We start from the raw sequence: 13,009 nt of genomic DNA, 5'->3' as shown, positions 1-13,009 counted from the left end.
AATTTATCCCATTAATAGGTGGCTAAACAAACCCAGCATAGCCCCCGCCAAAATAACCACCATTATTTTAGTGCGCACCATCAGCAAAGCCATAACTAATAAAAAAATACCTAAAGCTTGTAAATTACGGCCGATAAAAGCTTCGTCCCACAATATACGTATACCCACAAAAAAAACCATACCGGCCACGACAGGTTTTAAAGCCATAAGCAAAGTAGTTAAGTAGCGGCTATTTTTAAATTTACTAAAAAATTTATAAGCAATCAAAGATGCGGCCACGCTTGGTATAACTAAACCCACAACGGCCATTAAAGCGGCCAGTTGCGGCTGTGAGCCCACCATTAAACCAAAATAGGTGGCGGCATTAATAGATATAGCGCCCGGAGCCGCACTGCTAATAGCTATTAAGTTTGCCGTTTGGGCGGGAGTAAGATAGTAGTAAAAATCATCGCTAAGCAGCGATAAAATAACATAACCGCCGCCAAAACTTAAAGCGCCGGTTCGTAAAAAAATTAAAAATAACCAAAGATAATTCACGCTAAACGCCTTTTGTAAAGATAATAACTGCTGGCTAGGGCAATAATTAAAATAATAATAACAGAGGGGCTAAAGCCCAGTAACATCATTAAAACGGCAAAAATAAAGGCGCTAACTTTAAAGAGGCTGGCTTTAAAATTTGGCTCCTTTTTAATAACGGTAACCAACATTTTACAGGCGCTATGGATAATTAGGGCCGCCGCCGCCGCCCTAATGCCCATTAAAGCGGCCTGAATGGGATTACTTAAAAAGAAGTTATAGCCAACAACAATTAAGCTTACCACTAAATACGAAGGCGCTATAACGGCCAACACACAAACTATAGCTCCACCTTTACCCGCCAAATGGCTGCCAATTAAAACCGCCGCATTAATGGGAATAGCGCCCGGCAAGCTTTGGGCTAAGCTAAAATAATCGTTAATTTCGTGCGGGGTAAGTTTATCTTTTAAGCCGTGTTGTAGCGGGGCCAGCATAGCCATACCACCGCCAAAGGTGGTGATGGTAATTTTAAAAAAAGTTACAAATAAATTTAAGTAAATCATTTTGAGAATTAATAATTAAGAAGTAAGAGCTTTTAATTATTAATTCTTACTTCTTAATTTTCACTTAATTACCTATCCTTTAAGTTGTTCTAATAAACCGGCGTACACTTTAATGGCATCGGCCACAGGGGCTTCGCTGGCCATATCTACCCCAGCCAGCTTTAAGCTATCGATGGGGAAACGGCTGCCGCCGCTCTTTAAAAAACTTAAATATTGCTCACGTTCGGCCGCACCGCCCTCCAGTACCATTTTACTTAAGGCAAGACTGGCCGAAATACCGGTAGCGTATTTGTAAACATAAAAGGCACGGTAAAAGTGCGGGATACGTAAAGCCTCTAGGCTGCTGGTTTCTTCAAAAATGAGCTGCGGGCCAAAATATTTTTTTAAAAGGCCGTCATAAATCTCTCTAAACAAAGTTAAACTGGCCGCCTCGCCGGCTTCGGCCCGGGCATGGACAAGCTGCTCGTACTCGGCAAACATTGTTTGTCTAAAAAGGGTGGCGGTAATATCGCCGATGCGTTCGCCAATCAGGACTTGTTTAAGCTGCTCATCTTTGCTGCTTTTCATTAAATAATCAAAGAGCAAAGCTTCGTTAAAGGTGCTGGCTACTTCGGCCTCAAAGATGGTGTAGTTGTAATGCTGAAAAGGATTACTCTTTACGCTGTAATAACTATGCATACTGTGGCCGGCTTCGTGGGCTAAAGTAAAAAGGGCACGAATATCTTCGTCTTTATAGTTCATCAAAATGTAAGGCTCACCGGTGTAACTGCCGTTAGAAAAAGCCCCCGAGCGTTTCCCTTTGTTTTCGTACCTATCGCTCCAGCGGCCATCAAGCAAACCGTGCCGCATAACTTTAATATAGTCGTCCCCTAGCGGCTTTAAAGCTTCGCAAATAAGGTTGACCCCTTCTTCCCAGCTAATCTTTTGGCTGCGTGCCTCCGGTAAAAGCGGAGCGTAAACATCGTAGTGCCTTAATTCGTTTACTCCTAACATTTTTTTACGTATATCATAATATTTATGCAAGGTAGGCAAGCCATTATTAACGGCCTTAACTAAGTTATCGTAAACGGCAACCGGCACATTATCGGGGAACAAAGCGGCCTCTAAGCTGCTGTTAAAGTTACGGGTGCGGGCGCTGTAAATATCTTGTCTTACGCTGCCGCCGTAAAGGCTGGAAATGGTGTTTTTGTAATTATTGTATTGGCCGTAAAATTGTTTGTAAGCCTTTTCGCGAATATGGCGGTTACTGTCCTTTAAAAAGACGGTAAAACTGCTTTGAGTAAGCGGCCTGCCTTCCACCTCGCCAAAGTTCATATCGGCATCGGTTAAGGCGCTAAAAGTACCGGTAGCGGTGCTAAATAGTTCTTCCAGCGGGGCCAGCAAAGCTTCTTCTTTAGCCGATAAAATATGCTCTTTATTGCGTAATATTTTATTTAAATAAATGGTATATTCTTTTAGCTCGGTGCCGGCAAGATAACCTTGCATTACCTCACTATCGATAGCTTGCAGCTCGGGAGCAAAGTAACTGGCTAAGGCGCTGTAGTTGGCCAACAGGCTTTGCACCTGCAAAAAGTTAGTGTTATGCCGGTTATCACCTAAATCTTCTTGCAAACGCATAAAGGCATAACTGGCTAGGGCCTCCAGCTGTAATTCCAGCTCCATTTTAGCCGTTAAAGCCGCTTTTAAGCCGGCAGCGCTTGCGGCTAATTTACCTTGATAACGGCTGATAATCGTTATATCTTTATTAAGTTTATTATAACCGGCTAACCAAGCGTCGTCGTTTTTATATAAACCTTCTAAATTCCAAGTATCTTTTTCGGCCACTTCGGCTCGTGTTTTAGTCATTTAGGTACTCCTTATCTTATAAAGTTTAACTAAAATATTTAGCTAAGTTTTATTATATATGGCAATGCGCAATAAAGCAAGGGCGGCTCGCCGTCTTTTTAGGTAATTTTTACTTTATGCTAATAGTTATTAAGTTAGGAGCGAACCAGTTAAAAATACTACGCCCATAACAATAAATAAGAAGCCAGCGACCTTCTTCATTACTGCTCCGGAAATTTTTTTGCTAATTTTATCACCAATCAGTACCGCCAACAAAGTAGAGGTGGCCAAAGCCAACGTAGAGCCTATAATGATGGCCGCCAAATTGTAGCCGCGGCTGGCAAAACTAAAGCTGGTAATTTGCGATTTATCACCCAGCTCCGAGAGCAAAATAAGCACAAAGGTAGAAAAAAATAATTTCATTAAGCTTGCCCCTCTTTTAAATTGGTTAAAATAGCTTTAAATACCCCAATATGTTCTTCTTCGTCTTTTATCATAGCGCGTATAACGTCTATCATTGGGTCGTCCTTATGGTTGGCGTTAGCCTCTAAATGCGCCAGCACCGTTTTATAAAACCGATTAGAGCTCTCCTCTATCGCTAAAGCCTCTTCCACCAACTGTTGATTAGAGATAGTTTTAAAATTTATTTTATCGTTAAAACTTATCACCGGTAAATCGTTGTTAATATCGTCTTTAAATAAAAATTTGCGGCTAATAAATTTTTTAAATAATTTTTCATGATGGTCTTCTTCGTTAAAAACTTTAGCCAGCTGCGGCGTTAAAAGACTGCGTTTTTTAAACTCGGCCAAAAACTTTTTAACCAATAAATTTTCTTGTTTAGCTACGGCGGCAAAAGCGTGGTAAATAGCCGGCGGCTCTTTACGTAATAAAATAATAAAACCAAAAGCAATAAATAAAAACGGGGCCACGTAACTGCTTACAAAAGCCATTTGGTTAGCCAACAGGCTGCCTAAAATTGCCGCCACCGTGCTGGAAAGCAAAAAGGCTAAGCTGCTGGCGGCAAAAATAACCCACGGTTTTTTAGTACTGCTGGCCAAACTAAAGGCAGCCAGCTGGGTTTTATCCCCCAGTTCGGTGATAAAAACTAAAATAAATACATTTAAAATAGCCCATAATGTTAATAACATAAATTTCCTTAGCTTTTAGCCATTTGTAATTTGTGGTAAATCTTTTTAATATCGGTAAGTTTCCAAACGATAAAGTTAGTGATTAAACCTAACGCCCAAGTGGTAGGATAAACGGCCCAAACGCCTACCAGCCCAAAACGGTTATCAAAAAAGTGGGCAATAGGGATACGAAAGCCCACCAAAACGGTAAGCGATAGTAACAGCGAAGTAATGGCCATACCCAAACCGCGCAAAGCGCTATTAAAAATAAACATTAAACCCACTAAGGGGTAAAACCACGCAACGGTAATAAAAAAGCCGGCGCCGATACGCAGCACCTCCGTTTCGTGAGCAGGGATAAACAGCCCCAGTATTGCATACCTAAAGGGGATAATAATGGCATAACACACAAAACCTACAAAAGCAATTAAAATAAAACTGGTATAATTAACGCCTTTAGTGATACGCTGTAGCTGGCCGGCCCCTAAATTTTGCCCCACAAAGGTGCTGGCAGCCATCGCAAGCGTCATCGCCGGCAAGCCGACAAAACCATCAATAATTACAATAGCGCTGTAAGCGGCGGCGGCCTCTAGGCCGTGCGCATTAACCAATCTTACCAGCACCAATACGCTTAAAGTAATTAAACTTTGCTGCAAGCCCGATGGCAAACCCAAATACAAAATAGTGCCAAAGGCCTTAGCATTAAAACGCAGCTGCCTAAACCTTACATGCAAGTAACTATCGCTTAGGGTGCGGCTGTAAATAATTACCCCAAAGCACGCTACCGCTTGCGATAAAACGGTGGCTACGGCCACACTGCCAATACCTAAACCAAAAACAACAATAAAAAGTAAATTAAAGCCTACGGCCACGCCGGCGGCAACTATTAAAAAAATAAGCGGTGTAATGCTATCACCCACACCGCGCAGCACGCTGGCAATGGCATTATACCCAAAACTAAAGATGGTGCCCACGAAAAAGATACGCAAGTAAACAATGGCCATCGGCACAATCTCGGGCGAGGTGCCTAACCAACTTAAGATTTGCGGGGTAAAGGTAATGCCTACGATAGTAATAACTAAGGCAATAGCAATGGTAAAGAGATAACCGGTGCCGATAATATCGTTTAGCTGCTGCCAACGTTTAGCCCCAAAATTTTGGGCCACCAAAATGCCTATACCCAACGCAAGACCGATAGCTAAAGATACTAAAAAAAAGTATACCATATTGGCTTGACCCATTACGGCTACAGAGCGGCTGCCTAAGTTTTGGCCCACAATCATCGCACTGGTAAAGCTGGTAAATTGCTGAAAAATGTTACCTACAAATAACGGCAGCGAAAAGCGCAAGATACCGCCAACGATGGAGCCCTCTACCAAGCCATGCTTTAAAGTTAGCTTATCTTTAAATAAATACACTAAAATGCAGCTTGCCGCAAAAGCAACAAGTAAGATAAGCCAAAACATCTTTACCCCTTTTATAATAATAGTAATAGCATAAGTTAGTATAATAAACAAGAGCGGCCGCCCGTTTAAAGATTATTTAAAACCCCGTTTTGCCAACGAAGGAGAGTTTGGGGTGGTATCTTACAAAAGCAGTTGCTTGTTTTGCTTAATTACTGCACCTTATTTGCCGATGGGTTAATATAGTGTAGTATATTGTGCAAACACAGCAAATGATATATAATAATAGTACTGTTAAAGTTATTAGGAACTAATTATGAAAACCAGTGAACAATCTTTATCGATTATACCTCCTCTGTATGCGTTTAAAACGGCTCTTACCAGTGTAGGTTTAAATTTATTGCTGCTTACCAGCTTTTTTAGTTTATTTTATTTGCGCGATACTATGCTGCTTGTAGGTACTCATCAGGTAGCTTCTTTTATACGCGCTGTTGTTAACTTTTTTATGTTAAATTTTACCGCTAATGTTGTGCTTATAGTTCTTTTTACTTTTCTTATTCAACGGCTTGTTGTAAACACCTTTAAAAGTAGTGTTATTGGGCAAAAAACCATTCCGTTAAATGTAATACATAAACTTATTGCCAACTTTGCTCTTATTAAATTTGTGGTTGCCGGTGTAGCGTTTATTATTTTACCGGCTATCTTTTTTGTGCGCACCATCGCTATGGGTAAAATTTTTAATTTAACCCACTATTACGATAACTTAAATTATTTAATTTGGCTGGTGGTGGTAGCTGCTTTGCTTAACTTTATGCAAAGAATGATATTAGACCGTAATTTTGGCCGGTTAAAAGCTGCTTTAAATGTTACCACAATGCAAGATATGCGTATGGAATCTACCCGTAAGCGTAACTTGGCTATCAACATAACTTTAGTAGCTTTTGCCGGTATATCGGTTATGTTTATAAACGATGTGGTTTTGCAGCGCGATGTTAGGTATTACCACAATATGCGGCAGGTAACCGCCGGCAACATTAATATGAACCAAGCCATTGTCAACTTTAGAGAGGCCCAATACGATACTATGCGTAACAGTCTGTTTAATGTAACCCCCGCTAATGCCAGCGACCTTAACTTACTGACCGATTTAAGTAACACACAAGTACGCGTTTATAAATTTATTTTATTTTTAATTACCCTTTCCTTTTTGTTTATTATTGGTTTTGTTATAGAAAGTGCACGGACCAGAATTTTATTAGACGAAATAGATAACGTGTCGCAAACCATTAGGGGCATTATTAAAGGCGAGGCCAGCTTAACCACGCGTATAAATATTATTAACTTTAACGAAATGGGTTATATGCTGGGGTATGTCAACTTGCTGCTTAAATATTTTAACGAGCTGGTAAGCAATGTGCGTAATGTATCGGGCGATGTAGTAAAAAGTACCGAAGAAATTTCTTCTACCGTTTATAGTATGATGGGCACGATGGAAAAGCTGGCCGAACGCGCCGAGCACAGCAGGGGCGAAGCTATGCGTAGCGAAGCCGAAATTAGCAACACGAACGAAAGTTTGCAAAAGCTTTTTTCTTCTACCAACGTGATTAACGGCCATGTAAACAGCCAAGTGCTTTTAGCCGCCCAAACCAGCGTAGCTACCGAAGAATTTGCCACCGGTGTTGATGAAGTATACAGTATGACCCGCGAAGCTCAAGAAGTTAGTCACGGCTTAGTAGATATTGCGCAGGCCGGTGAAAAAGCCGTAGAGGCCAGTAAGATAGCCATGAATTTAATTAGTGATGCCTCTAAAAATATGAGTGATGCCATGAGCGCCATTACGCGTATTGCCAGCCAAACCAACTTGCTTTCGATGAACGCCGCTATCGAGGCGGCTCACGCCGGAGAGGCCGGGCGCGGTTTTGCCGTAGTTGCCGACGAAGTGCGTAGCTTAAGCGAAGACAGCGGCCAGCAAAGTAAATTTATCCGCAGCGAAATTAAAGGTATGAACGCTAAAATTAAACAAGGACTCGAGGCTTCGGCTAACGTGCAGGAAAGTTTAAAACAAATTCTTGACGGTATCGAAAATAGTAACGATATTGTTATTAAAATTGCCAAACAAATGGAAAATCAGCGTAACGGTACCACCGAAATGGTTAATAGTATTAATCACCTTAATGAGGCCAGTATGACGATGGGCAGCCATGTAAGCGGCCAAAAGAACGAAACTAAGCACGCCCAAGAGGCTATCTCCCGCCTAGAAGTAAGCTCTAAATCGCTCATCGAAGTAGTGCTGGAGCAAGCCGAATACGGTAAAACCTTACAAACCGAGATGAACCGTATTAGTAAAAGCTTAAAAACCAGCACCGAAAAGGTAGATGCCTTAAATTCGACGGTGTCGGCTTTTAACCTATAACTAAGTAAAAACTGAAATTTTTAATTTTCACCTTTCAGTTTTCAGTTTAGTACTTGACTTAATGGCTTAACGTTAATATTATAGTTAAAAACAACGTAAAAGGATAAACAAATAAATGGCAGTACCAAAGTATAAACCGGGTAAGGCGCGCAGCCGAAGAAGGCGCACCATTAATATGCGGCTAATAGCCCCCACTCTCGCTACTTGCAGCACCTGCGGCAACGTAATTACGCGGCACCATTTGTGTGCTAAATGCGGTTCGTACCGTGGCAGGCAAATTATCGAAGTTTAAATATAATTTATGGCAACTTTAATTTTAATATAAAAAAAAGAGGTTTTTATGAACGAAAAGTTATACGAGCAACTTAAAGCAATTATTATTGATAAGCTAGAGATTGACGACCCTTCTAAAATTACGCCTGAGGCGCGTTTTAGAGAAGATTTGAACGCCGACAGCCTAGATACTTACGAACTGGTTTACGCCATTGAGGAACAATTAAACATTACCATTCCTCAAGAACGCGCTACCGAGTTTGAAAAGGTGGGTGATGCTTTAGCCTTTATCGAAAGCCAAGTAAAATAAGGGTTTTATCTATTATGAGTAAACCTAAAGCCGCCGGTGTAACTACTAGGCGGCTTTTATTTAAATTAGAAGAGGCTTTAAATATTTCTTTTAATAACCAGCAACTATTGGCTTTAGCCTTAACCCATAGCAGCTATGCCAACGAAAATACCCTGCCGCAAAGTAATGAGCGGCTAGAATTTTTAGGTGATAGTATTTTAAATATGGTGGTAAGTTATACCCTTTATCTTAACTTTCCGCAAGCAAGTGAAGGTGAATTAGCCAAATATAAATCTTTTTTAGTTAGTGAAGAATCTTTGCTGCAAAGCGCCGTTAATTTAAAACTAGCCGATTATTTACTATTGGGCAGAGGTGAAAAAATTACCGGCGGCGACAGCCGTCCTTCTATTTTAGCCGATGCAATGGAGGCTATCATTGCCGCCATCTATTTAGATAAAGGTTTTGGCGAGGCCGAAAGTTTTATTTTAACGCAGCTGGCCGCCCAATTTACGGCAGTAAAAACCAATACTTACGAAAGAAATTATAAATCTTTACTGCAAGAGTTTTGCCAAAAAAAATATAAAGATTTACCGCTTTATCGTTTAGTTGATAGCAGCGGCCCCGAGCACAAAAAAATTTATACTATCGAACTTTTAATTAATAATAAAGTAATTGCTGCCGGCAGCGGCGGTAATAAAAAAATGGCCGAGCAACAGGCGGCCGCTAAAGCTTACGAACAGTTGGTAGGCGCCTATGGCTAAACTTTATATAGTAGCCACCCCTATCGGCAATTTAAGCGATATTACTTTACGCGCTTTAACTATCTTGCAGGAGGTAGATTATATCGCCTGTGAAGACAGCCGCCATACGCAAAAACTTCTAAACCACTATAAAATTAGCAAACCGCTGCTTAGCTGCCACGCCCATAATGAACGGCAAAGCGCTGCCGGGTTAATTAAATTATTAAGCCAAGATAAAAATGTTGCTTATTGTAGTGATGCCGGCACACCGGCTTTAAGCGACCCGGGAGCACGGCTGGTAGACAGCGTAATTAAGGCCGGCTTCGAGGTAGAGCCGCTGCCGGGAGCTTCGGCCTTTAGTTGTTTGGTTAGTGTCAGTGGTTTTATGGGCGAAACCCTTTTTGCCGGTTTTTTACCGCCTAAAGGGGCTAAACGCCTGACTAAACTGGCCGAATATTTGGCTTTACCTTTTAATGTGGTGCTTTACGAATCGCCGCATCGTATAATTAAGTTACTGGAGGAGTTAAACCGGCTTTGTCCGCAACGTCAGCTGGTAGTAGGCCGTGAAATGACTAAACTTTACGCCGAATTTTGGCGCGGCACGGCGGCCGAAATTTTTAACGCAAGCGGGCAAAAAAAGATAATGGGCGAATTAGCAATTATGATTGCGAAAAATGATTAATAGTTATTGCTTAACTACTCGATAATTAAAGAGACGAGCTATAGGAGTTGCTAATGAACATAAATCGGATTAACCCATTAGATGCTATTAATCAGGCTACTAATAACGGTAAAATACAACAGGCCGGTAAAGCTAGCCGTACCGAATCTATAACTGTATCCGCCGAAGCGCGTGAAGCTGCCGAGCTGCAAAATATCCGCGACATGGTGCTGGCCAGCCCCGATGTAAGGGCCGATAGAGTGGCAGAGGTAAAGGCTAAATTGGCCGACCCTAATTATCTTAATGAAAAACTTATTAATGACACTGCCGATAAAATTATAGAATTTTATCGTTTATAAGCTATATTAATTTAGCAAGGGAAGTAGCCGTTAAGAGAGGGCCTATTAGCCCTCTCTTTTTATTAACTTACTATGATAGATTTACATACTCACTCCAACGCCAGCGATGGCGAACTTAGCCCCAGCGGGCTTATTGCCAAAGCCGCCAAGCTGGGTTTAACCGCCGTAGCTTTAACCGACCACGATACCCTAGCCGGCCTAGACGAGGCCGCTTTGGCCGCCGCCGGTAAACTTACCTTTATCAGGGGCGTAGAGCTACAGATAGAGTGGCCGCGCGGCGATTTTCATTTACTTGGCCTAAATTTAACCACTAATACCGGCAAGCTTGAGGAACGACTGACTTTACAACGCCGGCAACGGGAAGAACGTAACTTAATTATTTTAGATAAAATTAATCGCCACTTTAAGCTTAGCCTTAACTACAGCGAGGTAACTGGCTTGGCCGGCGGCGTAGTTGGCCGTTTACACTTTGCCTATTTGCTGGTAAAACTAGGCAAAGTAAAAAATGTTAAAGTAGCCTTCGATAAATATTTAGCCATTGGCCGCCCCTGCTACGAAGGCAAAGACGGCCTCCCCTTTGCCGAAGCCGTAAGCTTAATTAAAGAGGCCGGCGGCAAAGCTATCTTAGCCCACCCTATGTCGCTGTATCTTTCTTTAAGTAAATTAGCGGAAGTTGTAGCTACCCTAAAACAACAAGGCTTAGATGGCCTAGAGGCTTACCATTCGCAAGTTACCGTTGGCAAAGCTGGGCAGCTTAAAACTTTAGCCGAGCAGTTTAATTTAATTATCACCGGCGGCTCGGATTATCACGGCAATATACGCAAAGATAGGCAGCTGGGTTATACCTGCGGCCAAAAACTTACCATTGCCGATGAGTTATTGGGACAGTTAATTAACTATCACTAATAAAGTTTGTTCGTGCTCATTCCCAAAAATATTCGCCGCCCGTACCGTAATAAAAAATTGGCCCGGCGCAAGGTTAAGGCTGCCTAAAATAAGCATACCATTGTCGGCATAAAGGCTTTGGCCGGTTAAATTAGTAGAGTGCAAAGTAGCCATACCTTCACCGGTACTAAAAGCATTAAAGGCAAAACGGTTGACTATATTCCCCATAAATTCTAGATTGAAACTGTAGGCTATTAAGCTATAGCGGCCCAAAGTACTGGGCTGTGTGGCATTAATTAATACCTGATAGTGCCCGCTGCTTAGCTGCATATTATTAGTAGCTGTAATTAAATTGCCATTAGCGCTTAAAAACGAAACATTATGAATAGTAGGCCTAATATTTAATTGGCCGGGTAAAGGCAAAAATAGTAAAGGATTAACAAACTGATTAAGAGCATTATCGTATAAAGCAAGGTTAAAAGAGTAACCATTATCACCGGCAGCGGCCGCAGCAAAGGTATCGCTTACATTAATGTTGTTAATAATATTAACATTATTTAAATGAGAATAGATAGAGCGGATTTGGTTATTATTTTGAATGATAACTGTGCTACCGGCCCTTACCGGCATAATAGCATCATCAGCCGTTTGCACAAAAAGTAAACTGCCGTCTTCGATAGGGTTAATAGTTAGTGGCTCTTGACTGCTAATGGTTATCCTCTTGGCCACAACCCCCTGCCTAAAGCTGCCAAACAAAGAAGAAATTTCGCCGCCAGTACTAGGCCATTGATAAGCTACCACTAAATTAACCGATAATATCAAAATTATAAATAAATATTTTTTCAATTTTAATAAGCCTCTTGGTAAGTTATTAAGTGTAAGGTATCACCGGCCACCAACACTAAACGATTAGTGTTAATAGTAATTAAATTAGCATTGACGGCGATAAAGCGGTTATTTAAAATAAAACGCGGACTATTTAAGGCAAAAATTTGCAGCTGCCACTCGTCATCTTGGTTACTAAGGACAGCCTGAAAGCGCTCAAAACTATGCATAGTCATAGCGCGTAAACGCCCTGTATGGGCCACCGTACTTAAGCTGCGGCGATTAAGATTATAGGTATGCAAAAATCCTAATTCTTCATAACTAACAAAATTATTGTCTCTAAAATTTATGCGTAAAGGAAAACGGGCCGAACCGGCTAATTCGGTATGAAAAATGGGGGTGTAATCGTTAATCCCGCGCCTAAATAAGATAAACCGCTGCGGGTAAAGGCCGCTGATAACCGCCGCATGCGAGCCATCGGGCGATAAAGCCGCCGCCAAAATCAGGCCGTAACGGCTGCCGCCGGGCCGATACTGCGATATAAGCTGCCCATTGCCATCGATAAACAAAATATTTTCATTTAATAGGCCAACCATAGTTATGCCCGCCGCTAAGGCAATAGCCGTAACGTGCGAATTTGTATCAAAGCTCCATAATGGCTGCCCGGTGGTAGAGTAACTGCTAATAGTACCGTTATCATCAACAAAAATAAGGTTACGGCCAAAAATAAACGGCACACCGCTGGCGTTAATTTCGTTAATAACTAAGCCGGACGCTGTAGTTAAGGTAAGAGGACTGGCGGTATCTTCATCAAATAAAATAAAAAAATCGCCCGAACTGGCAGCCCGGCCGGTGGTGTTTATAACTAATTGCGGCTGAAAATTTTGATTTAAATAACCAAAAAAATGCGAGGTTTTAAAGGGGATAACTAAATTATCGGCATTAGTAGATGTTAAATGGGTATCAACTTCGTTAAGGTTAAGCGCACTATCGGCCCTAAAATAATGCTCACGCTGTAAAGGCAGGGGAAAAACAAAAAAATGCAGCAGTATAGCCAAAATCGCCAAAAATATGATACGCTTTTTCATACGCTTGATATAATAAAGATAAATAGTAAAAAAATCAAGGCGG

The 13,009-nt window shown here is 41.4% G+C and carries 15 protein-coding genes; 7 read left to right on the top strand and 8 right to left on the bottom strand.

The features are described 5' to 3' along the window. Positions 1-3: 3 nt before the first annotated feature. The 6 genes from FWE37_00565 to FWE37_00540 all read right to left on the bottom strand — a co-directional run bounded on the left by FWE37_00565 (position 4) and on the right by FWE37_00540 (position 5,496). Positions 4-537, bottom strand: coding sequence for a chromate transporter (locus FWE37_00565; protein MCL2519483.1), 534 nt, complete (start codon positions 535-537; stop codon positions 4-6). Next, positions 534-1,079 (bottom strand): chromate transporter, encoded by a 546-nt coding sequence (locus FWE37_00560; protein ID MCL2519482.1) that lies wholly within the window; start codon positions 1,077-1,079, stop codon positions 534-536. The genes FWE37_00565 and FWE37_00560 overlap by 4 nt, the downstream gene beginning before the upstream one ends. A 72-nt stretch (positions 1,080-1,151) precedes the next feature. Then, entirely contained in the window at positions 1,152-2,924 is a 1,773-nt protein-coding gene (pepF, locus tag FWE37_00555; GenBank protein ID MCL2519481.1) for an oligoendopeptidase F, read from the bottom strand. A gap of 129 nt (positions 2,925-3,053) precedes the next feature. Then, positions 3,054-3,326, bottom strand: a complete 273-nt coding sequence (locus FWE37_00550; protein MCL2519480.1) for a TMEM165/GDT1 family protein — start codon at positions 3,324-3,326, stop codon at positions 3,054-3,056. Next, positions 3,326-4,051, bottom strand: coding sequence for a TMEM165/GDT1 family protein (locus FWE37_00545; GenBank protein ID MCL2519479.1), 726 nt, complete (start codon positions 4,049-4,051; stop codon positions 3,326-3,328). Before FWE37_00545 ends, FWE37_00550 begins: the two co-directional genes overlap by 1 nt. Positions 4,052-4,059: 8 nt before the next feature. Beyond that, a complete protein-coding gene (locus FWE37_00540; GenBank protein ID MCL2519478.1) occupies positions 4,060-5,496 on the bottom strand; it encodes an MATE family efflux transporter in 1,437 nt (478 codons plus the stop codon). Between the two features lie 253 nt (positions 5,497-5,749). Here FWE37_00540 and FWE37_00535 point away from each other — a divergent pair, with 253 nt between their 5' ends. From FWE37_00535 to FWE37_00505, 7 genes are all read left to right on the top strand, one after another. Next, on the top strand, positions 5,750-7,846 hold the full coding sequence (locus FWE37_00535; GenBank protein MCL2519477.1) for a methyl-accepting chemotaxis protein: 2,097 nt from the start codon (positions 5,750-5,752) through the stop codon (positions 7,844-7,846). 115 nt (positions 7,847-7,961) lie between these two features. Then, positions 7,962-8,138: a 50S ribosomal protein L32 gene (gene rpmF, locus FWE37_00530; GenBank protein MCL2519476.1), complete on the top strand. Its 177-nt coding sequence runs from the start codon at positions 7,962-7,964 to the stop codon at positions 8,136-8,138. 48 nt (positions 8,139-8,186) lie between these two features. Further along, a complete protein-coding gene (gene acpP / locus FWE37_00525; protein ID MCL2519475.1) occupies positions 8,187-8,429 on the top strand; it encodes an acyl carrier protein in 243 nt (80 codons plus the stop codon). A 14-nt stretch (positions 8,430-8,443) separates the two neighbouring features. Then, entirely contained in the window at positions 8,444-9,169 is a 726-nt protein-coding gene (rnc, locus tag FWE37_00520; GenBank protein ID MCL2519474.1) for a ribonuclease III, read from the top strand. Beyond that, a complete protein-coding gene (rsmI, locus tag FWE37_00515; GenBank protein ID MCL2519473.1) occupies positions 9,162-9,830 on the top strand; it encodes a 16S rRNA (cytidine(1402)-2'-O)-methyltransferase in 669 nt (222 codons plus the stop codon). Before rnc ends, rsmI begins: the two co-directional genes overlap by 8 nt. A gap of 53 nt (positions 9,831-9,883) precedes the next feature. After that, positions 9,884-10,168, top strand: a complete 285-nt coding sequence (locus FWE37_00510; protein ID MCL2519472.1) for a flagellar biosynthesis anti-sigma factor FlgM — start codon at positions 9,884-9,886, stop codon at positions 10,166-10,168. 72 nt (positions 10,169-10,240) lie between these two features. After that, on the top strand, positions 10,241-11,074 hold the full coding sequence (locus tag FWE37_00505; protein MCL2519471.1) for a PHP domain-containing protein: 834 nt from the start codon (positions 10,241-10,243) through the stop codon (positions 11,072-11,074). Here the strand turns inward: FWE37_00505 and FWE37_00500 are convergent. Together FWE37_00500 and FWE37_00495 are read right to left on the bottom strand one after the other, a co-directional pair. Next, positions 11,057-11,899, bottom strand: coding sequence for a hypothetical protein (locus FWE37_00500; GenBank protein ID MCL2519470.1), 843 nt, complete (start codon positions 11,897-11,899; stop codon positions 11,057-11,059). The genes FWE37_00505 and FWE37_00500 overlap by 18 nt on opposite strands. A gap of 2 nt (positions 11,900-11,901) precedes the next feature. Then, positions 11,902-12,966 (bottom strand): hypothetical protein, encoded by a 1,065-nt coding sequence (locus tag FWE37_00495; protein ID MCL2519469.1) that lies wholly within the window; start codon positions 12,964-12,966, stop codon positions 11,902-11,904. Between the last annotated feature and the right edge of the window lie 43 nt (positions 12,967-13,009).

This window comes from Spirochaetaceae bacterium, from assembly GCA_009784515.1.
Classification (GTDB): Bacteria; Spirochaetota; Spirochaetia; order WRBN01; family WRBN01; genus WRBN01.
Note: the sequence above shows the minus strand (reverse complement) of the source record. Positions and strands in the feature narration are given on the sequence as shown.

Coding starts and splice junctions, on each gene's coding strand:
- rnc (MCL2519474.1), top strand. CDS start 8,444: ATGAGTAAACCTAAAGCCGCCGGTGTAACTACTAGGCGGCTTTTATTT.
- FWE37_00550 (MCL2519480.1), bottom strand. CDS start 3,326: ATGAAATTATTTTTTTCTACCTTTGTGCTTATTTTGCTCTCGGAGCTG.
- acpP (MCL2519475.1), top strand. CDS start 8,187: ATGAACGAAAAGTTATACGAGCAACTTAAAGCAATTATTATTGATAAG.
- FWE37_00535 (MCL2519477.1), top strand. CDS start 5,750: ATGAAAACCAGTGAACAATCTTTATCGATTATACCTCCTCTGTATGCG.
- FWE37_00505 (MCL2519471.1), top strand. CDS start 10,241: ATGATAGATTTACATACTCACTCCAACGCCAGCGATGGCGAACTTAGC.
- FWE37_00545 (MCL2519479.1), bottom strand. CDS start 4,051: ATGTTATTAACATTATGGGCTATTTTAAATGTATTTATTTTAGTTTTT.
- FWE37_00495 (MCL2519469.1), bottom strand. CDS start 12,966: ATGAAAAAGCGTATCATATTTTTGGCGATTTTGGCTATACTGCTGCAT.
- FWE37_00560 (MCL2519482.1), bottom strand. CDS start 1,079: ATGATTTACTTAAATTTATTTGTAACTTTTTTTAAAATTACCATCACC.
- pepF (MCL2519481.1), bottom strand. CDS start 2,924: ATGACTAAAACACGAGCCGAAGTGGCCGAAAAAGATACTTGGAATTTA.
- FWE37_00510 (MCL2519472.1), top strand. CDS start 9,884: ATGAACATAAATCGGATTAACCCATTAGATGCTATTAATCAGGCTACT.
- rpmF (MCL2519476.1), top strand. CDS start 7,962: ATGGCAGTACCAAAGTATAAACCGGGTAAGGCGCGCAGCCGAAGAAGG.
- FWE37_00540 (MCL2519478.1), bottom strand. CDS start 5,496: ATGTTTTGGCTTATCTTACTTGTTGCTTTTGCGGCAAGCTGCATTTTA.
- rsmI (MCL2519473.1), top strand. CDS start 9,162: ATGGCTAAACTTTATATAGTAGCCACCCCTATCGGCAATTTAAGCGAT.